The sequence below is a fragment of the Cupriavidus malaysiensis genome, assembly GCF_001854325.1.
Taxonomy (GTDB): Bacteria; Pseudomonadota; Gammaproteobacteria; order Burkholderiales; family Burkholderiaceae; genus Cupriavidus; species Cupriavidus malaysiensis.
The window spans coordinates 1876125-1894670 of the sequence record NZ_CP017755.1 but is presented as its reverse complement, the minus strand read 5'-3'; the positions used below and the strand labels follow the sequence as shown (position 1 = coordinate 1894670).

The following is an 18546-nucleotide window of genomic DNA, read 5'->3' as shown; positions in this document are numbered from 1 at the left end:
GAATACGTTTTGTGTAGTCAGGAGTCGCCATGTCTTTCACCGCTTCCCTCGCTCGCGCGGATGCTGCCACGATGGCGGATGGCGGGGTGCCGCCCCTGGCAGTTCAGGAGTGGGTCCTGCGGGACGGTGTGCGGTTGGCGGTGCGCCCGGCCACCACGGCGGACGGGCCCGCGTTGCGTGCCTTCGTCGATGGCCTGTCACGGGAAAGCCGCTACTTCCGCTATCTGACCGGCGGACGCGTGGCCGAGCCGGTCCTCGAGAGCTTCCTGGCCTCGGCCACCGATGGCGGCGTGGCGATGCTGGTGCTGGTGGACACGGACCAGGGCGAGCGCATCGTCGCCAACGGCCAGTACGTGGTCAACCAGGACACGGCGGAGTTTGCCGTTGCCGTCGATGACGACTGGCAGGGCAAGGGCCTGGGCCGCCGCCTGATCGGCAAGCTGCGAGAACTGGCGCGCAGCGCCGGCCTGCATCGCATGCGCGGCGACGTCCTCAGCGAGAACCGCCGCATGCTGGCCCTGCTGCGCGACTGCGGTTTCCATCTGCGCCGCAATCCCGAGGACAGCATGCTGCACCTGGTCGAGGTCGCGCTGGACCGTGCGGAGGAGTCCGGCGGGGCACGTGCGCCGGCGGCGGGGCCTTCGCTCTCGCGTTGAGCCAGCCTGTCAGTCGGCGGCCGCAGCCGCGCCACTCGCGCGGCGGGCGGTGGCGGTGGCCCCGACCGAGGCGATGATGATGGCGCCGATGGCCAGCCACTGCCTGCCGCTGAGTTGTTCATGCAGCAACGCCAGGCCGGCGAGCGCGCCCATGGCCGGTTCCAGGCTCAACAGGATGCCGAAGGTGCGTGGCGGCAGCCGCTTCAGCGCCACCATCTCCAGCGAATAGGGCACCGCGCTCGACAGCAGGCCGACAGCCAGGCCGGCGGCGAGCAGCGGCGGGCTCAGCAAGGCGCTGCCCGCGTGAGCCACGCCGAAGGGCGCCACCACCAGCGCCGCCATGGTCAAGCCCAGCGACGTGGCCTGGCCGCCATGTGCCTGGCCGGCGCGCTTGCCGAACACGATATAGAGGGCCCAGCCAACCCCGGCGGCCAGCGCGAAGGCCATGCCGGTAGGGTCCAGCCGTGCGGCGGCGGCATCCAGCGGCAGCAACAGCACCAGCCCGAGCAGGGCGCATGCGATCCAGACGAAATCGAGCGCGCGCCGCGACGACAACACCGCCACGGTCAGCGGCCCGGTGAATTCGATGGCGATGGCCAGCCCCAGCGGAATGGTGCGCAGGGACAGGTAGAACATCAGATTGGTGGCGCCCAGGGCGGCGCCGTACAGCGCGATCGCGCGTGCGTGCGCGGCGCTCAGGGAGAAGCGCCAGGGCCGCCATACCGTCAGCAGGATCAGGGCGGAGAACCCGACCCGCAGCGTGGTGGTGCCCTGCGCGCCCAGGGCCTGGAACAGGCTCTTGGCGAACGAGGTGCCGAGGCACAGGGAGGCCATGGAACCCACCAGGGCGAGCACGGCGATGGCAGTGCCATGGTTGGAGTCGGTGGTGCGGGGACTGGACACTTCGGTTCGGCTTGGGACGCGGAAAGTGAAAAGCGGGGCGGCCCGCGCGGGCGGGGCTGCCGCATCTTGCCCGATCCTGGTGCGGCTGGCTAGCGAGGGCGGGTGAGGCCGTGGGAGACCGGCTGTGGCCGCGGCAGGCCGTCGCTCCTTGCGTCCCGCGCGCGGGACGCTATGGTGGAAGGTGCCCGGCCGCGCGTCGGCGGGAACGGCCGGGCGGTCCTGGCGACCGGCCCGGGGGAGCAACCCTGCCGGCACGCACCGGGTGCGGGCGGCAGCAGAGCGGGGAGGGTGGACGATGCAAGCAGGTGAAGCCTTGCGCGGCGTGGTCATCACCGGTGCGGCGGGCGCGCTCGGTCGCGCGGTAGCAGCGCGCTTTGCCCGGGAAGGGGCGCGGCTGGCACTGATCGACCGGGAACTGGCGCCGCTGCAGGCGGCCTTCGGTGGCATGGGTGGCACACCGCCGCCGCTGCTGCACGCGGCCGACGTGACCTCGCCCGACGCCATGGCACAGGCGGCCGGTGTCATCCTCGGCGCGCTCGGCCAGGTCGACGTGCTGGTGCACGTAGCGGGCGGCTTCGAGATGGGCGAGCCCGTTCACGCGCTGAGCCGTGCTGCCTGGCAGCGCATGATGGACCTCAATGCCTGGTCGCTGGTGGCGGTGACCGGCCCCTTCCTGCCGCCGATGCTGGCGCGCGGCAGCGGCCGGGTGGTGGCGGTATCGGCGCGCTCGGCGGCGGCCGGGGTGGCCGGCATGTCGGCTTACTGCGCGTCGAAAAGCGCGCTGCAGCGCTTGGTGGAGAGCCTGTCGCAGGAGGTGCGCGGCGCCGGCGTCCATGTCAACAGCGTCGCTCCCAGCGTGCTGGACACGCCGGCTAACCGGCAGGCCATGCCGGACGCGGATCCGTCCACCTGGGTGTCGACCGCACAGGCGGCGGAGGCGATCGCCTTTCTGGCCTCCGCCGCGGCCGATGCCGTGCACGGCCGCCACCTGGTGCTCGACGGGTTGAGCTGAGCCCAGCGGCGCGGCCGGCACCGCGAGGCGCGGGCCGCAGGCCGCTCGGACAGCCATTCAAGCGGCCGCGTCGTTGGCGGCCATGATGGACCGGCGCGGCCGCGCGGGACCGCCTTGCTTGGCATCGTAGAGCCCGCGGTCGGCGCGCGCATAGGCTTCGTCGAAGGTCTCGCCCAGGCGGAAGCGCACGGCGCCGATGCTGAGCCGCAGTGGCTGCCCGTCGGGCAGGTGCACGCAGGCGGCGAGCTGGTGCAGGCGCGCCGCCATCTCATGCACGGCCTCGGCCTCGGGCGAACCGACCAGCACGGCAAACTCGTCCCCGCCCAGTCGGCCCGACAGGCCGTCGGCACCGGCCAGCGCGCGCAGCAGGGCGCCGAGTTCGCGCAGCACCTGATCGCCGGCAAGATGGCCGAAACGGTCGTTGACCTCCTTGAAACGATCGACGTCGAGCAGCATCAGTGCCAGTGGCTGGTCCTGCAGCGCGGCGTGCGCCAGCCAGCCAGCGGCGGTCGCCTCGAAATGGGAGCGGCTCGCCACTCCGGTGAGGCTGTCGGTATTGGCGCGGAACTCGAGCTGCTGCTGCACCAGCAGCAGCTTTTCCTGCTGTTCCGTGTGCAGGAAGATCAGCATGGCGCAGACGAAGGCGAAGTTGGCGACCTGCCCCGCCAGCGTCAGCAGCAGCGCATCGGGGATGGCGGCCACCGGCGAAGCGGTATCGCTGTAGGCCAGCCGTCCGAGGCGCTCCAGGCAGGTCAGCAGCAGCACGATCAAGGCGCCCTGGAACAGGCGCCGCGCCGCGGTCGGCAAGCGGTCGCCGTGCTTGGCGACCACGCTGAACAAGGCCACGCCCTGCAAGGTCAGGCCCGCCGTCACGGCCACGCTGCGTGCCGTATAGCCTGCGTCCGTCACATAGGTGAGCACCCACAGGGAGGCCGCGGCCACGCCCATGGCCCATAGCCACAGGACCTCCGTGCGCGCCGCGCGATGCAGGAAGTCGTTGAGTCCCGCGCCCAGCAGCGGCAGGGAAAAGAACAGCAGGATGTTCGACAGCGACAGCACCAGCCAGCGCGGCAGCACCGGCGTCGTCAGCAGGATCAGCGTCCCCACCGCCAGCACGACCTCGTTCCACAGCCACCAGCCGCCGCCGCGCCGTCCGAGGCTGCCCTGCCACAGCGTGAAGACGACCGCCGCAAGCAAGGCATAGCTGATGCCTGCGAACAGCAGCGCCGTGGGGAGGTCCAGCTTGGGCAGCCAGGGGCTCATCGTGGACGGAGGCCTTCCTTTGCGCGCCGGGCCGGCGCAATGTGGCGGTTGTGGCGCCCGCAGGGGCTTGGTGCGGCGAGGGTGGCGGGTCGGCGCGTTCCTTGCGCCGGGCATGCATCACATCGTCGCGATCATGGGATAACCATCGGCGACGCGGGGAATGGCGTCAAGCCCCCCTTTGGCATGGGCCGGGCCGCCCGCCCGGCCGCGCCAGGAGGCGGGGCCGGGATCAGGAGAACCGGCCGGGCAGGCCGGCGGGTTCACGCGCGAATGCCGCGAATGCCTCGAGGAAGGTGCGGCCGCGCTGGGTCAGGCGGGGGAAGGCAGGACCTTGCCGCAGCGGCTCGACGCGCACCAGGTCGTGGCGGATCAAGGCTTCGAGGTCGATCGGATCGAGCTGCAAGGGATCGGGGCGATCCCGCAGCAGCATCAAGGTGGCGATTTCGTGTGGACTCAGCATGTACATCTCCTGGGGGCGGGGAGGGACACGAGAAAGCAAGGGGGAGCACTGAGGCACGGCGCGTCGCACGGGGCGCGCTGCAGTGATGCGTGATGCGCCCGGCGGCCGCTGCGCAAGCCGTCAGTTGTTCAGTTTGACGAGGCGGCGCGGAATCGGTTCATCCAGGCACAGGCCCCGCGGCTGGGAGCACACCACCATTTCGCTTCATGGCTGAACGATGGTCATGCTATCGTTCCGAGCAGCCGGCGGGCGGCACCGGGGCAGATCCCGGCGGCAGCGTCCGCGGGGGACAGGGAGGGCGCGGCCATGCGCTATTCGGAAACACATAAGCGGGACATGCGGGAAAAGCTGCTGGACAGCAGCAGCGCGATTGCCAAGAAGGGAGGCTTCGGCACCACCGGGGTCGATGCCCTGATGAGTGCGATCGGACTGACCGGCGGTGCCTTCTACGGGCATTTCCCCTCGAAGGACGCATTGTTCGCTGCCATCGTCGCGCGGGAACTGGAACATAGCGCGCAGATGCTGGCGGGCGACGAACAGGCACCGCCCGACCACGTGGCGCGCTGCCTGCGGCGCTACCTGAGCGATGGCCATGCCGAACACCCGGAGTCGGGCTGCGTGCTGCCGGCGCTCGGTGCAGAGATCGCGCGCGCCGGCCCTGGCGTGCGGGCCGAAGTGGAGGCCGCGCTGCGCCGCCTGCAGGAAGATTGGCGCGACCGTGTGGGCGATGCGGATGCGGCCTGGGCCCTGCTCGCGCAGTGCGTGGGCGCCATCCTGCTGGCACGGGTGGTCGAGAGCCCGCAGACGCGTCATGAGATCCTGGCCGCCAGCCGGCGCTTCCTGGAAACGGCGATCGATCCCCAACCGGGGCCGGCCGGCCCCTGAGCCGAAGACGGCCGGCTCTCACGGAGGCGGCCGGCTCTCAGGGCGCTGCGCCGAACAGGGAGCCCGCGCCCGCCGTGAGAGCCAGCGCCAGCGCCCCCCAGACGAAAACGCGCAGCGCCCCGCGCGCGACCGCGGCGCCGCCCGCGCGTGCCGCCATCCCGCCGAGCAGCAGCAAGGCCGCCAGCGTGGTGGCCGTCAGCGCTTCCCCGATCCATGCCGCCGGCGCGGCGACCACGGCCAGCAAGGGAATCGCCGCGCCCACGGTGAACGAGGCGGCCGAGGCCAGCGCGGCCTGCAGCGGCCGCGCGCGCAGGGTGGCGGTGATGCCCAGTTCGTCACGCGCGTGCGCCTCCAGGGCGTTGTGGGCCGTCAACTGTTCCGCCACCTGGCGGGCCAGCGCGGGATCGAGGCCGCGCTCGCGATAGATGGCGGTCAATTCGGTCAGTTCGTGGTCGGGGTCGGAGGCGAGTTCGTGGCGCTCGCGCCGGATATCCGCGTCCTCGGTATCGGCCTGCGACTTCACCGACACGTATTCGCCGGCGGCCATCGACATCGCGCCGGCCAGCAGGCCGGCCACGCCGGTCAGCAGCACGCTGGCGCGTGGCGCGCCGGCGGCCGCGACGCCCAGCACCAGCGCGGCCACGGAGATGACCCCGTCGTTCGCGCCGAGCACGGCCGCACGCAGCCAGCCGATGCGGTCAGCATTATGGAATTCCTTGTGAATACGAGTCATTGTTATTGCCCTGCTGTTACCGTGTCGATTGCGGCTGGATTATGCCTGTGCATTTCGTGCGAGCTGGAAACGGCCCCTCGATAATGATGAGGGAGTTTCCCCGGTGGGTACTGCCGCATCCTGGATTCTGGCCGATGGGAGCCAGTCTTGGCCATCCCTGCGTTTGCCCGCGCCTGTGGTGATGGATTTCCTTTGCGCGTATCGGCGGCCCTGGCTTGGGTCTCGATGTGAATAAGATAATGAATCTAAATGCGAAGAATTATGAATCGCATATGGTGCGGTTTTTGCGGGTGGTATGAGAATTGTCATGGCAGCGCGCACTGTCTGCTATACAATCTCGCGCCATGTCGCGCGCTGAAGACATCCCCCCCCTCTACCGAGGCGTCCTGTTGCTGCTGCTGTTCTTGCTGCAGCTGCTGACGCCGCTGCTGCACGGCCATTTCGGCACGCCGGGGCGGACGGGGTGGCACATGCATGTGTTCCAGCAAAGCGCGATGTACGGATACTCGCAGATGCCGCATGGCATCCCCGTCGAGGTGGGTGCGGCGGCGCAGAGCGGCAGTGGCGACGCGGTGGCGGTGGCGCAGGAGCCCCTCGAGGTGGACGTGCAGACCGCGATCGGCCCGCTGCTGATGACGCTCGAGGTGCGGCCTGCGGCCGTGCTCGTGGCCCTGGCCTGCGCCCTGGTGGCCTTGCTGGGTACCCTCGACAATGCGCCGCCCCTGCGCTGGCGGCCACGCACGGCGCTGCCTCCGAGGCGCTGGCGCGGACCCGCGCGGCCGCCTCCCGCGCAAGCTCCTCCGCTCCTTTCCTGATTCCCGCCGGCCCCGCCGGCGTTGCGTGCCCGCGCGCTTCCCCCTGGGAGGCGCGCGCTTTGCCGACCCTTGCTCCCGAATCAGGCATGTCTTTTCCTTCCTTTTTCCGCGCCGCCGGCTGGGCGGCGCTGGTGGTGTTCGCCGCCGACTGCGCGCAGGCGCAGTCCTTGCCGCTGAGCGCGGCCCAGTCGCAATCGCTCGGCCTGCGCTTCGCGCCGGCCGCCGCCGCCGCCGAGCTCGATGCCACGGGCAATGCGCGCGTCGTGCTCCGGCCCGACGCCCAGTACGTGGTGGCGGCGCCGTATCCCGGCATGGTGCCGCGTGTGCTGGTGGCGCTCGGGCAGCCGGTGCGCGCCGGCCAGCCGCTCGCCAGCTTCGCCAGTCCCCAGCTCTATGAAGCGGTGCGCGCGCTGGCCGAGGCGCGCTCGCAGGCGACGCTGGCCGGCCAGGTGCTGGCGCGCGACCGCAGCCTGCACGAAGACGGCATCATCGCTGCCAGCCGGCTGCAGTCCAGCCAGGCACGCGCCGGCGAGGCCGCGGCGATGGTGCGGGCGCGCGAGGCGGAGATGGCCGCGGCCGGCGTGGCGATGGCGCCGCGCGGGGGCGAGGCGCAACTGGTGGCCGGCCGCGCGGGGATGATCGCCGAGGTCAACGCGGTGCCGGGCGTGCGTGTGGACGCGGCCGCGCCGCTCTTCCGCATCGTCGACCCCACGGCACTGGAACTGGAATTGCTGCTGGGCCGCGACATGCCCGCGCCGCGCGGCGGCGAACGGGTGGAGGTGCGCGCGCGCGGCGCGCGTGGCAGCGTGGCGGGGGTGGTGCCGGCGGGCGACGGCACCGGCGCCGTACGGGTGCGCGTGGTGCTGGAGCAGCGCGGCGACCTGCAGGCCGGCGAGAGCGTAGCGGCCACGCTGCGCCTGCGCGGCGCGGGCGGCGGGGCCGGAAGCGCCGAAGGCGGGCGCGTGCGCGTGCCCGCGGCGGCCTTGACCTACTGGCAGAACCGGCCGGGGGTATTCGTCCAGTCGAAGGAAGGGGCGCGCTTCGTGCCGGTGACGGTGGAGTCCACCGACGACGCCACGGCGACCGTGCGTGGCGCGCTGCCGGCGGGAGCGCGCGTCGCGGTGGCCGGCATCGCGGCGCTGAAGGGCATGCTGGGCGGGGGGCAATGATGCTGGCCGGCCTGATCGATTTCTCGCTGCGCCAGCGGGCGCTGGTCCTGATCGCCGCCTGCGCGCTGGCCGTGGCCGGCGCCTGGGCCTACCTCAACCTGCCGATCGATGCCTTCCCGGACATCTCGCCGACGCAGGTCAAGGTGATCCTGAAAGTCCCGGGCATGACGCCCGAGGAGGTGGAGCAGCGCGTCTCCACGCCGGTCGAGCAGGAACTGCTCGGCATTCCCCACAAGACCATGGTGCGCTCGGTGTCGAAGTACGGCATCAGCGATGTCACCGTCGATTTCGCCGAGGGCGTCGATCCCTACTGGGCGCGCCAACAGGTGTCGGAGCGCCTGTCGGGGCTGCTGCGCGACCTGCCGCCCAATGCGGTCGGCGGGCTGGCGCCGATCACCACACCGCTGGGTGAGATGTTCATGTTCACCGTGGAGGGCGAGGGCTACTCGCTGGCCGAGCGCCGGCGTGTGCTCGACTGGGTGATCCGGCCCGCCCTGCGCACGGTGCCCGGCGTGGCCGACGTCAATGTGCTCGGCGGTGAGGTGCGCAGCTTCGAGGTGATACCCGATCCGGCGCGCCTGCGCGCCCGCGGTGTCACGCTCGACCAGTTGCGCCAGGCGCTGGACGCCAACCATCGCAACGATGGCGCGGGCCGGGTGGCGCAGGGCGAGGAGCACTGGGTGGTGCGGGTCGAGGGCGGCGTGCGCGGCGTCGAGGACCTGCGCCGCATCGCCTTGCCCGCGGCGGGTGCCGCCGACGCGCCGCTGGTGAGCGTCGGCGACGTCGCCACGGTGCGGCTGGGGGTGGCCACGCGCAATGGCGCGGTCAGCCAGGATGGCCGCGGCGAGGCCGTGGAAGGACTGGTGCTGGGGCTGCGCGGCTCGGATGCGCGCGCCCTGGTGCAGGCGGTGCAGGCGCGGCTGGACGCGCTGGCGCCCCGCCTGCCCAAGGGTATGACGACCCATGTGTTCTACGACCGGGGCGAACTGGTCACGCGCGCCGCCAATACCGTGGTGCGCGCCCTGATCGAAGCCAGCCTGCTGGTGATCGTGGTGCTGTACCTGTTCCTGGGCGGCGTGCGCGCCGCGCTGGTGGTGGCGGCCACGCTGCCACTGTCGATGCTGGCGACGTTCCTGCTGATGCGTTACGTGGGCCTGAGCGCCAACCTGATGAGCCTGGGCGGCCTGGCCATCGCGCTGGGCATGCTGGTGGACGCCGCCGTGGTGGTGGTGGAGAACATCGAGACTGCCCTCGCGCACGATGGAGGTCTCGCGCGCGAGGCGGTGATACGGCGGGCGGTCAGCGCGGTGGCCGCGCCGATGCTGGCCGGGGTGTCGATCATCGCCATCGTCTTCCTGCCGCTGCTGACGCTGGAAGGCCTCGAAGGCAAGCTGTTCGGTCCGGTGGCGCTGACCATCGTGCTGGCCTTGGGCGCCTCGGTGCTGATCGCCTTCACGGTGGTGCCGGCGCTCGCGTCGCTGCTGCTGCGCGTGCATGCCGGGGCCGCGCAGCCGCCGGTGATGCGGCGGCTGCAGGCCGGCTTCGGGCGCATGCAGCGCTGGAGCACGGCACACCCGCGCATCGTGTTCGGCGTGGCTGGCGCCTCGCTGGTGCTGGCCGCGGTGCTGTACGCGTCGGTCGGCAAGACCTTCATGCCGAGCATGGATGAGGGCGACATGATCGTGCAGGTGCAGAAGTCGCCGGCGGTGTCGCTGGACGCCTCGGTCGACCTCGACCTGCGCCTGCAGCGTGCGCTGCTGGCCGAGGTGCCGGAGATCCGCGCGGTGGTGGCGCGCACCGGCTCGGACGACCTGGGCCTGGACCCGATGGGCCTGAACGAGACCGACACCTTCCTGGTGCTGCAGCCGAAAGCGCAATGGCGCGGCAGCAAGGAGGACATCGCCGCAGCCATCCGGCGGGTGATGGAACGCTTTCCGGGCGTGGTCTACGGCTTCACCCAGCCGATCGAGATGCGCGTGGCCGAGATGCTCACCGGCACCCGCGGCGACGTCGCCATCAAGATCTTCGGCAGCGATCTCACCGCCATCGACGGCGCCGCCCAGGCCATCGCCGAGCGCGTGCGGCGCATCCGCGGCGCCGCCGAGGTCATCGCGCCGGCCAACGATGGCGTGCAATACCTGACGCTGGCGCCCGACCGCGCCGCGCTGGGGCGCGCCGGATTGTCCGGCGACGCGCTGCAGGCCCTGCTGCGCGCGCAGGTGGAAGGCGAACAGATCGGCACGGTGCCGGAGGGGACGGTGCGCACGCCGCTGATCCTGCGCGGCAGCGACGCGCTGCGGCGCACGCCGGAGAGCTTCGGCGCGCTGCTGGTGAGTGCGCCCGACGGCAAGGCCTGGCCGCTGACCTCGCTGGCCGAGGTGCGCCGGGCGGTCGGCCCGGTGCGCATCAACCATGAAGACGGCGGCCGCTTCGCGGTGATCCAGGTCAGCGTGGAAGGCCGCGACCTGGCCGGCTTCGTCACGGAGGCGCGCGCGGCGGTGGCCGGCATGCCGGGTCTGCCCAAGGACCTGAGGCTGGCCTGGGGCGGGCAGTTCGAGAACCAGCAGCGCGCCGCGGCGCGCCTGGCGCTGGTGGTACCGCTGGCGCTCGGCGCGATTTTCCTGCTGCTGATGCTGACCTTCCGGGCGCTGCGCCAGGCCGTGCTGGTGATCGCCAATATCCCCTTTGCGCTGGTCGGCGGCATGGCCGCGCTGCGGCTGTCCGGCGAATACCTGTCGGTGCCGGCCTCGGTCGGCTTCATCGCGCTGCTGGGCATCGCCGTGCTCAACGGTGTGGTGCTGGTGTCGCACTTCAACACCCTGCTGGCGGCCGGCCTGCCGGTGGCCGAGGCGGTGCGCACCGGCGTGCGCGACCGCTTGCGTCCGGTGCTGATGACGGCCTGCATCACCGCGCTGGGCATGATTCCGCTGCTGCTGGCGAGCGGCCCCGGCTCGGAAATCCAGCGCCCGCTCGCCATCGTGGTGACTGGCGGCCTGCTGAGCTCGACCGCGCTGACCCTGCTGCTGCTGCCGCTGTTGTTCGAGCGCTTCGGCTTGCCCGAACAGCGTGGCGGCCGGCGGCCGCTCGGCCAGGCACCTGGACAAGGAGATGTGCAATGAAGCCGGTCGCATATGGAGTCGGAGACGGATACCGGCAGCGCCGCGGTGGTGCGGGGAATGGCGGCGCGCGGGTGACGCTCGCGGTCGCGCTGGCGCTGGCGGTGCCGCTGGGCGCCTTGCCCGGAATGGCCTGGGCCCAGGCCGCGGCGGCATGGCTGCCGGAGGAGGCGGCGGTGCGCGAAGCCGTGCGGCAGGCGCCCGACGTGCAGGCGGCCGAAGCCGCGCGTGAGGCGATGCTGGCGCGCGCTGGCGGCATCCGCGCCGGCAATGCGGAGACCGTGCTGCGCACCACGGCCCAGGGCCGCCGCGTGCGCGACCCGTCCGATCGTTTTGCCGAGGGGCAACTGTTGCTGGAGCGACCGTTGCGGCTGTGGGGCAAGTCGGGCGCGGATGCCGATCTGGCCGACGTGACAGAACAGGCGGGGCGCCTGGCGGCGATGGACGCACGCCACGAGGCCTCGCGGCAGGTCCTTGCGCTCTGGTTCGCCGCGCTGCGGGCGCAGCAGGCGCGCGCGGCGGCGCAGGCGGCCGATGTGCTGGCGGCCGAGCTGGCGCGCGTGACGGAGCGCCGTCTGCGGGCGGGCGATGCGGCGCGCCTGGACCATGAACTGTCGTTGGCGGAACGCGCCCGCACCACGGCGGCCCTGGCGGCCGCCCGTGCCGCGGAAGCCTCGGCGCAGGCGGAACTGCGCGCGCGCTTCCCCGAGCTGGGGGTGCCGGCAGCCCTGGTCGCTACGCCGGCGCTGCCGGACATGCCGGCCGAGCCGGCTGCGCAATTGCGCAACCAATACCTGCTCGGCAGCCACGAGTTCCTGCTGGCCCAGGCGCAGGAACTGCAGGCGCAGCGCCAGGCGCGGCGGATCGACCTGGAACGCCACCCCGATCCCACCGTGGGCGTCTTCGTCACCATCGAACGCGGCGGAGCCGAGCGCATCGCCGGTGTCAGCGTGTCGATGCCGCTCGGCTCGGCGGCGCGTCGCAGCAACGCCGCCGCCGCCGCGGCCGACGCCGAGGGGGCGGCGCGGCGGCGCCTGGCGGTGGAGCGCAAGGTGGGGGCGGAATTCGAGCAGCTCTACCACGCCTTGCAGGGCAAGCGCAGCGCGGCCGAGGCGCAGGCACAGGCGCTGGCCCTGCAGCGCAGCGCCGCCGCGCGCAGCGGGCGCGCCTATGCCGAAGGGGAGGCGGGGCTGACCGAGCTGCTGGTGGTACGGCGCAATCTTGCCGACAGCGAACAGGCTGAGCGCTTGGCGCGGGTCGACGCGCTGGAGGCGGACACCCGGCTGCAGCTCGACCTGCATCGGCTCTGGGACTTCGACGACTGAGCGACGACTGAGCGACGACTGAGCAGGGCACGTCCCCGCGCGGTGCCGCAAGGTCCGGGCGGGGCACCGCGTGCCTGGCCCGCTGCTGCCGTTTCCTTGCGCGGCCACCCTTGACAGGTGGCCGCGCAAGGCATAACGTCGCTTTACTTAACGATCGTTTAGAAAAAAAGAGGAGACGCGATGTCTGGACAATCGCAGCAGCAAGGGGTGGCGCTGGTGATCGGCGCCGGCGACTCGACGGGCGGCGCCATCGCGCGGCGCTTCGCCGCCGGTGGCTTGACGGTGTGCGTCACGCGGCGCTCTGCCGACAAGCTGCAGCCCCTGGTGGACAGCATCCGCGCCGCCGGCGGCCGCGCGCTTGCCTTCGGTTCGGATGCGCGCAAGGAAGAAGAGGTGGCCGCCCTGGTGGAGCGCATCGAGGCGGAAATCGGCCCGATCGAAGTGCTGGTCTTCAATATCGGTGCCAATGTGCCCAGCTCCGTGCTGGACGAGACTGCGCGTAAGTACTTCAAGATCTGGGAGATGGCCTGCTTCTCGGGCTTCCTCAATGCGCGCGAGGTGGCGCGGCGCATGGTGCAGCGCGAGCGGGGCACGATCCTGTTCACCGGCGCCACCGCGGCGCTGCGTGGTGCGGCCAACTTCGCCGCCTTCGCCGGTGCCAAGCACGCGCTGCGCGCGCTGGCGCAAAGCATGGCGCGCGAGCTGGGGCCGCGCAATATCCACGTTGCGCATGTGGTGGTGGACGGCGCGATCGACACCGAATTCATCCGCAGCAACTTCCCCGAGCGCTACGCGCTCAAGGACCAGGACGGCATCCTGAACCCCGATCATATTGCCGAGAACTACTGGCACCTGCACCAGCAGCCGCGCGACGCCTGGACCTTCGAACTCGACCTGCGGCCCTGGATGGAGCGCTGGTAAGCCCGGGCGGGCAGGCGCGGTGGCGCCGCGGCCTGCCGACCTGTCCAGCGCTGAGCCAACCCTGGTCCGATGCGTCGTTGCAAAGGCTCGCCATCGCTGTGCCGCCGAGCCTGCGGCCGGCATGCACCGTCGCCCGGGGGGCGCGTTTTTCTGGCGCCGGCACTAGGTGCATGGCGCGGCATGCATGGCCTGCGCGTCGTCTCATTGCTCGTCGTTCCGCTCGCCGCGCAGGCGATTACGCCGTTGGCTTTGCGCTGCGCCGGGAGCTTCTTGCTCAGGCGCGCGCCATGCGAGATGCGGAGTGCTCTGCAGCGGCGCCAGGCCGCAGCAGATCCTTGGTCGCCGGGATGTGATGTTGGCGGCGCGCTCCCCACTCGGGGTTTTCCCTTGATCCGTCAAATATCCGTGCTTTCACGGACGCTCGAAAGCCGTTTGCAAGCCACCAGAAAGGGGTTTGGAAGCTGCTCTTCATAGACTCCGCACGCCGGCCCATTTCCGCTGCGACGATCCGCAGCGCAGCCGAAATGGCCGCTGGTGACTCAGGAGACTAGAGGAAACCCCATGCATCAAACCATCCATTCACATCGGTCGGCCCAGGTCCGGCTGAAGGCGGGCACGTGCCCGTCGGCGGCGAGGGAGGCACGGCAATGAGCAAGCCTTCCAAGTTCAAGAAGGACTACTACGGCGGCGCGCTGATGACGCTGATCGGGCTCTCTGCGGTCGTCGCCGGCATGCAATACCGCATCGGCACGCTGCGCCAGATGGGTCCCGGGTTCTTCCCGGCGGCCGTCGGCACGCTGCTGGCGCTGGTGGGCGTGCTGATCGCCGTGTCGGCCCGCAATGCCACCGAATCCGCCAAGGGCGCGCCGGGCCACAGCCATGACCTGCCCGACCTGCGCGGCGCCGTCGCCATCGTCGTCGGCGTGCTGGCCTTCCTGTTGTTCGGCAAGTTCGGCGGCCTGGTGCCGGCGACCTTCGCCATCGTTTTCATCTCGGCCCTGGGTGACCGCAGCAATACCGTCAAGCAAGCCGTCGTGCTGGCTGCGGCGATGTGCGTGGTGGCGGTGGTCGTCTTCTGGTGGGCGCTGCAACTGCAGTTGCCGCTGTTCGCTTGGGGGGCGTAAGCACCATGGTATCGAATGCACTTCACGACCTCTGGTTCGGCTTCGGCGTCGCCTTCCAGGGTACCAACCTGATGTGGTCGTTCTTCGGCGTGCTGATGGGCAACCTGATCGGCGTGCTGCCCGGCATGGGCGCGCTGTCGGCGATCTCCATCCTGCTGCCGCTGACCTACGTCATGCACCCGGTTCCCGCCATCCTGATGCTGGCCGGTATCTTCTACGGCTCGCAGTACGGCGGCGCGATCGGCGCGATCCTGCTGAACCTGCCCTCGCACCCGCCGCACGCGGTGACCTGCCTGGACGGCTACCCGCTGACGCGCGCCGGCCGCGGCGGCACGGCGCTGGGCATCACGATGATCTGCTCGTTCTTCGCCGCCTCGGTGGGCATCATCGTGATGATCTTCTGCTCGCCGCTGCTGACCGAGATCTCGTTCAAGTTCGGTCCGACCGAGATCTTCTCGATCATGCTGCTGGGCCTGCTGGCCGGTTCGACGATGTCGCGCGGCTCCCCGCTGAAGGGGGTGGCGATGACGCTGTTCGGCCTGCTGTGCGGCGTGGTGGGTACCGACGTCAACACCGGCACCTTCCGCTTCGCCTTCAACATTCCTGAACTGAGCGACGGCCTGGAACTGGTGGCGATCGCGATGGGCCTGTTCGGCGTGGCCGACTTCCTGCTCAACGTCAACCGCATGAAGACCGTGACGGCCAAGACCACGCTGCGCATCCGCGACATGCGTCCGACCATGGCCGAGATGAAGCAGGCGTTCTGGCCGATGGTGCGCGGCACCGGCGTCGGCACGCTGTTTGGCGCCATGCCCGGCACCGGCCCGACCATCACCACCTTCATCGCCTACGCGCTGGAGCGCAAGATCTCGAAGACGCCGGAGAAGTTCGGCACCGGCATGATCGCCGGCGTGGCCGCGCCCGAAGCCTCGGCGCACTCGAAAACCCAGGTCGACTTCATCCCCACCATGAGCCTGGGCATCCCGGGCGACGCGGTGATGGCGCTGATCCTCGGCGCGCTAATGATCCAGGGCATCACCCCGGGGCCGCAGCTGATCAGCGACCACCCGGACATCTTCTGGGGCCTGGTGGCCAGCTTCTGGATCGGCAACGTGATCCTGATGGTGCTGAACGTGCCGCTGATCGGCGTGTGGGTCAAGCTGCTGCAGGTGCCTTACCGCTACCTGTTCCCGTCGGCGATGTTCTTCATCGTGGTAGGTGTGTTCAGCACGCAGAACAGCCTGTTCCAGATCTGGGAAGTGCTGGCCTTCGGCGTGATCGGCGCCTTGCTGATGTACCTGGAGTTCTCGGTGGCCCCGATCCTGCTCGGCTTCGTGCTGGGGCCGATGGTGGAAGAGAACTTCCGCCGCTCGCTGCTGCTCTCGCGCGGCGACATGATGGTGTTCGTCGAGCGCCCGATCAGCTGCGCCTTCGTGGTCATGTCGGCCCTGCTGGTGATCGGCGTGACCTACTCGGCCTGGCGCGGCAGCCGTCGCGCCAGGCAGCAGCGCACCACCATGCTGGACGGCGAGCAGTTCGTCGCCGGCGAATAAGTACCGAGTACTGCGAGGAAGGCGTGGACGGCGGCAAGTCTTGCCGTCCGCGGCCACGACGCACGGTCCGCGAGCGTTGCGCCGGCCGGCACTCCTACCGACGCACCAGGCCGCCAAGCGGGCTGGTGCGTTTTTCCTTTGGGGCGCCACCCGGGAGCGGCCTGGCACGCAGCCGGGGGTGTTGTCCTGGCCGCGGGCATCGCCTGCCTGACGGCTTCGGCAATGCCCGGATCGGGGGGTATCGTATTGACTCTTTCAGGGGTGCCGATATGAAATTTTTCGGTGTCCCGGCCATACCTCTACGCCATACGCGATGATTTATGTTGCACCGCGTTCGCCGCGCGGCTCGCGGCAATACCCGGGCTGCAGGCGTTTGCACGACCTGCGGGAGATCGGCGAGGCGGGCCGGGGGCGCAGCCATATCGGGGTATGTCCTGAGCCGGCGGCCCGAGCAAAACGGACGTGCGGTGCTCTAGAATCGCGTGTCGGATGTTGCGGTGCGCCATGCGCTGTTCCGCGCTCGTCCGTGCCGTCGCGCTGCCGCAGGGCGGGCGCGTCGAAGCCAAGCTGAAGCCAAGCTGAAGCCAACCCGAAACCAATCTGCCGGCTGCGTTCCGCACCGGCCCATCGCAGGGAGAGGGAGTCCATGTCTGTTTTCGCGTCCGAACAATTGCTGGCCGCCCAGCAGGCCCACCTGAACAGCCTGCTCGCCATGGCGAACACGGCGCTGGAGGGTATCCAGAAGCTGACCGAGTTGAATCTCCAGGCGACGAAATCGGCGCTTGCCGAAGGCCGGGAGCAGGCCATCGCGGCGCTGGACGGCAACGACGGCGGCAGCGCGGCCCTGGCACAGGGAGCCTCGCTGCAGCCGGCGACGGAGAAGGCCCTGGCCTACGCGCGCCACGTCTACGATATCGCTGCCGGTACGCAGGCCGGCTTCGCCCACGTGGCGGAGGCGCACTGCGAGCAGTATGGCCGCGCGCTGGAGGCCTTCGCGGAGACCTTCGTCAAGAACGCACCGGTCGGCACCGAGGCAGCCACCGCCCTGCTGCAGGCCGCCGCCAATGCCACCAGCGGCGCCTTCGGTGCGCTGCGCCAGGTCGCGCACCAGGCGCGCGAAGCCGCCGTCAGCCATCTCGACACGGCCGCCGCGGCGGCCACCGGCACGTCGCGTAGCAAGGCCTGAGTCCGGCGGGTCTGCCCGCCGCGCGCGCTGCGCTTCAGCCCGGGCTCAGCAGGCCGTGGCGCTGGTGCCAGTCGTGCAAGGACTCGGCGGGCCACGTACGGCAAGCGACGTGGCCCGCGCCACGCGGTACGTCCACCCAGGGCGCGGCGTAGTCCAGCGCCGCCTCGACCACCTCCGGCGGCCTGGGCAGCGGCGTGTCGATTGCCGAGGCATGCGGATGGACTAGTTCCGGCCAGCGCGGGTCCCACAACCAGAGCGGGCTGCCGCACTCGCGGCAGAAATGGCGCGCCGCCGGCGAACGCGTGGCGCGCTTGCCTCGTTCGCGCAGCACGGCGTGATAGATGCCGAGATGCTTGCGGCCCTGCACGCGCAGGGTGCGGGCGTCGCCACCGAGATTGATGGCGTAGCCGCCGCTGCCCGCGGTCTTGCGGCAGATCGAACAGTGGCAGTGCATGAAGGGGTAGGGGCTGTCCGCTTCCAGCTGGAAGCGGACAGCGCCGCAATGGCAGGAGCCTTCGAGATGCATCGGCGTCTCCGGAGTGACTGGCTTGCCGATCGATTCTAGTCCGCCGGCGCCCGGCCTGGCCCGGCAAACCTCCGTCCTGTGCCCGCCCGGACGCGATAGACAGACGACTTAGGACGACTTAAGGACGACCTAAGGACGATTTAGCGGCGACTTGGAGGCGGCTTTGAGGCGGCTTCTCGACGGCCCGTGTTCTTCCACGGATGGAAGACGTACGACACTATCGGGTGGTGGTGACCAGCACTTCGGCCCGGGCGCTCCCGACGCTGCGCACGCGGTGGGGCAGGTCGGCATCGAAATACAGTGCATCGCCGCTGGCCAGTGTCACCAGTTCCTCGCCCAGCTGGACCTCGACTTGTCCCTTCAGCACGAACAGGAATTCCTCGCCGCTGTGCGCGACCCTTGCCTCGTCGGGGAAGTCGCTCGGCGGGTGCATGACGAAGGGCTCCATGGCCTTGACCTTGCGTGCTGCCGCGATGGCTTCATAGCGGTAGCCGTGCGATTCCCCCTCGCGCGATAGCGGCTCGCGCTGCGAGGCGCGGGAAACGCAGGCCACTTCCTCGGCGCTGTCGCGCGCGTCTCCCAGCAGGTGTCCTGTGCCCATGCCATAGGCCTGGGCGATCTTGAGTACCGTGGCGATCGAGGGAGAGCTGAGGCCGCGTTCCAGTTTGGAAAGATAGCTGCGGGTCAGGCCGGTCTGCTCGGCGAGCGCTTCCAGCGACAGGCCGCGCTGGCGGCGGAGGGTGCGGAGGCGATGCGGCAGGTTGACCATGAGGGGGCGAGAGGAAGCGACCCGCGCATTATATCCGCCGCGCGGCCAACACCGGACGCTGATGTCCTTCTTGACATCTTGTTTTCCAAAGGACACACTGAGTCATATAAAAGATGAGGTGTCATACCTG

17 protein-coding genes are annotated in these 18546 nt (G+C 70.5%); 11 read left to right on the top strand and 6 right to left on the bottom strand.

Annotated elements, in window-relative coordinates; all coding sequences use genetic code 11:
* Positions 1 to 29: 29 nt before the first annotated feature.
* Positions 30 to 656, top strand: a complete 627-nt coding sequence (locus tag BKK80_RS27920) for a GNAT family N-acetyltransferase (protein ID WP_084085517.1) — start codon at positions 30 to 32, stop codon at positions 654 to 656.
* Positions 657 to 665: 9 nt separating this feature from the next.
* On the opposite strand, the gene BKK80_RS27915 is transcribed toward BKK80_RS27920, so the two are convergent.
* Entirely contained in the window at positions 666 to 1490 is an 825-nt protein-coding gene (locus BKK80_RS27915) for an EamA family transporter (protein ID WP_084545914.1), read from the bottom strand.
* A 364-nt stretch (positions 1491 to 1854) separates the two neighbouring features.
* On the opposite strand from BKK80_RS27915, the gene BKK80_RS27910 reads away from it, so the two are divergent.
* Positions 1855 to 2571: an SDR family NAD(P)-dependent oxidoreductase gene (locus BKK80_RS27910; protein ID WP_071072142.1), complete on the top strand. Its 717-nt coding sequence runs from the start codon at positions 1855 to 1857 to the stop codon at positions 2569 to 2571.
* A gap of 57 nt (positions 2572 to 2628) precedes the next feature.
* On the opposite strand, the gene BKK80_RS37840 is transcribed toward BKK80_RS27910, so the two are convergent.
* Positions 2629 to 3834 (bottom strand): GGDEF domain-containing protein, encoded by a 1206-nt coding sequence (locus BKK80_RS37840; RefSeq protein ID WP_071040023.1) that lies wholly within the window; start codon positions 3832 to 3834, stop codon positions 2629 to 2631.
* Positions 3835 to 4063: 229 nt separating this feature from the next.
* Entirely contained in the window at positions 4064 to 4294 is a 231-nt protein-coding gene (locus BKK80_RS27900; RefSeq protein WP_071072140.1) for a hypothetical protein, read from the bottom strand.
* Between the two features lie 336 nt (positions 4295 to 4630).
* Here BKK80_RS27900 and BKK80_RS27895 point away from each other — a divergent pair, with 336 nt between their 5' ends.
* Positions 4631 to 5179: a TetR/AcrR family transcriptional regulator gene (locus BKK80_RS27895; RefSeq protein ID WP_236903803.1), complete on the top strand. Its 549-nt coding sequence runs from the start codon at positions 4631 to 4633 to the stop codon at positions 5177 to 5179.
* Between the two features lie 37 nt (positions 5180 to 5216).
* Here BKK80_RS27895 and BKK80_RS27890 read toward each other — a convergent pair whose 3' ends face one another.
* Positions 5217 to 5912, bottom strand: a complete 696-nt coding sequence (locus BKK80_RS27890; RefSeq protein WP_071019870.1) for a VIT1/CCC1 transporter family protein — start codon at positions 5910 to 5912, stop codon at positions 5217 to 5219.
* 389 nt (positions 5913 to 6301) lie between these two features.
* On the opposite strand from BKK80_RS27890, the gene BKK80_RS27885 reads away from it, so the two are divergent.
* The 8 genes from BKK80_RS27885 (at position 6302) to phaP (ending at position 17121) form a co-directional block, all read left to right on the top strand.
* Positions 6302 to 6727, top strand: coding sequence for a hypothetical protein (locus BKK80_RS27885; protein ID WP_083384505.1), 426 nt, complete (start codon positions 6302 to 6304; stop codon positions 6725 to 6727).
* An 86-nt stretch (positions 6728 to 6813) separates the two neighbouring features.
* Positions 6814 to 7896, top strand: coding sequence for an efflux RND transporter periplasmic adaptor subunit (locus BKK80_RS27880; protein ID WP_071072136.1), 1083 nt, complete (start codon positions 6814 to 6816; stop codon positions 7894 to 7896).
* The gene (locus tag BKK80_RS27875; RefSeq protein WP_071022515.1) at positions 7896 to 11015 is read left to right on the top strand and encodes an efflux RND transporter permease subunit; all 3120 of its coding nucleotides are present in this window, start codon (positions 7896 to 7898) and stop codon (positions 11013 to 11015) included. The genes BKK80_RS27880 and BKK80_RS27875 overlap by 1 nt, the downstream gene beginning before the upstream one ends.
* Positions 11016 to 11140: 125 nt before the next feature.
* On the top strand, positions 11141 to 12337 hold the full coding sequence (locus BKK80_RS27870; protein ID WP_071022518.1) for a TolC family protein: 1197 nt from the start codon (positions 11141 to 11143) through the stop codon (positions 12335 to 12337).
* 180 nt (positions 12338 to 12517) lie between these two features.
* Positions 12518 to 13258 carry an SDR family oxidoreductase gene (locus BKK80_RS27865; RefSeq protein ID WP_071072134.1) on the top strand — a complete coding sequence of 247 codons (741 nt, stop codon included), beginning with the start codon at positions 12518 to 12520 and terminating at the stop codon, positions 13256 to 13258.
* A 647-nt stretch (positions 13259 to 13905) separates the two neighbouring features.
* Positions 13906 to 14382, top strand: a complete 477-nt coding sequence (locus tag BKK80_RS27860; protein ID WP_236903802.1) for a tripartite tricarboxylate transporter TctB family protein — start codon at positions 13906 to 13908, stop codon at positions 14380 to 14382.
* 5 nt (positions 14383 to 14387) lie between these two features.
* Positions 14388 to 15935, top strand: coding sequence for a tripartite tricarboxylate transporter permease (locus BKK80_RS27855; RefSeq protein WP_071019880.1), 1548 nt, complete (start codon positions 14388 to 14390; stop codon positions 15933 to 15935).
* A gap of 646 nt (positions 15936 to 16581) precedes the next feature.
* Positions 16582 to 17121, top strand: coding sequence for a TIGR01841 family phasin (phaP, locus tag BKK80_RS27850; protein WP_071019882.1), 540 nt, complete (start codon positions 16582 to 16584; stop codon positions 17119 to 17121).
* 34 nt (positions 17122 to 17155) lie between these two features.
* Here the strand turns inward: phaP and BKK80_RS27845 are convergent, their stop codons facing one another.
* On the bottom strand, positions 17156 to 17647 hold the full coding sequence (locus BKK80_RS27845; protein ID WP_071019885.1) for a GFA family protein: 492 nt from the start codon (positions 17645 to 17647) through the stop codon (positions 17156 to 17158).
* A 217-nt stretch (positions 17648 to 17864) separates the two neighbouring features.
* Entirely contained in the window at positions 17865 to 18416 is a 552-nt protein-coding gene (locus tag BKK80_RS27840; protein ID WP_071019887.1) for a helix-turn-helix domain-containing protein, read from the bottom strand.
* Positions 18417 to 18546: the final 130 nt, after the last annotated feature.

What these genes read in the sequence shown, in the direction of transcription:
- BKK80_RS27915 (WP_084545914.1), bottom strand. Translation starts at nt 1,490, where the DNA reads ATGGCCTCCCTGTGCCTCGGCACCTCGTTCGCCAAGAGCCTGTTCCAG.
- BKK80_RS27900 (WP_071072140.1), bottom strand. Translation starts at nt 4,294, where the DNA reads ATGCTGAGTCCACACGAAATCGCCACCTTGATGCTGCTGCGGGATCGC.
- BKK80_RS27860 (WP_236903802.1), top strand. Translation starts at nt 13,906, where the DNA reads ATGAGCAAGCCTTCCAAGTTCAAGAAGGACTACTACGGCGGCGCGCTG.
- BKK80_RS27890 (WP_071019870.1), bottom strand. Translation starts at nt 5,912, where the DNA reads ATGACTCGTATTCACAAGGAATTCCATAATGCTGACCGCATCGGCTGG.
- BKK80_RS27880 (WP_071072136.1), top strand. Translation starts at nt 6,814, where the DNA reads ATGTCTTTTCCTTCCTTTTTCCGCGCCGCCGGCTGGGCGGCGCTGGTG.
- BKK80_RS27875 (WP_071022515.1), top strand. Translation starts at nt 7,896, where the DNA reads ATGCTGGCCGGCCTGATCGATTTCTCGCTGCGCCAGCGGGCGCTGGTC.
- BKK80_RS27870 (WP_071022518.1), top strand. Translation starts at nt 11,141, where the DNA reads ATGGCCTGGGCCCAGGCCGCGGCGGCATGGCTGCCGGAGGAGGCGGCG.
- BKK80_RS27895 (WP_236903803.1), top strand. Translation starts at nt 4,631, where the DNA reads ATGCGGGAAAAGCTGCTGGACAGCAGCAGCGCGATTGCCAAGAAGGGA.
- BKK80_RS27910 (WP_071072142.1), top strand. Translation starts at nt 1,855, where the DNA reads ATGCAAGCAGGTGAAGCCTTGCGCGGCGTGGTCATCACCGGTGCGGCG.
- BKK80_RS27855 (WP_071019880.1), top strand. Translation starts at nt 14,388, where the DNA reads ATGGTATCGAATGCACTTCACGACCTCTGGTTCGGCTTCGGCGTCGCC.
- phaP (WP_071019882.1), top strand. Translation starts at nt 16,582, where the DNA reads ATGTCTGTTTTCGCGTCCGAACAATTGCTGGCCGCCCAGCAGGCCCAC.
- BKK80_RS27845 (WP_071019885.1), bottom strand. Translation starts at nt 17,647, where the DNA reads ATGCATCTCGAAGGCTCCTGCCATTGCGGCGCTGTCCGCTTCCAGCTG.
- BKK80_RS27865 (WP_071072134.1), top strand. Translation starts at nt 12,518, where the DNA reads ATGTCTGGACAATCGCAGCAGCAAGGGGTGGCGCTGGTGATCGGCGCC.
- BKK80_RS27920 (WP_084085517.1), top strand. Translation starts at nt 30, where the DNA reads ATGTCTTTCACCGCTTCCCTCGCTCGCGCGGATGCTGCCACGATGGCG.
- BKK80_RS27840 (WP_071019887.1), bottom strand. Translation starts at nt 18,416, where the DNA reads ATGGTCAACCTGCCGCATCGCCTCCGCACCCTCCGCCGCCAGCGCGGC.
- BKK80_RS37840 (WP_071040023.1), bottom strand. Translation starts at nt 3,834, where the DNA reads ATGAGCCCCTGGCTGCCCAAGCTGGACCTCCCCACGGCGCTGCTGTTC.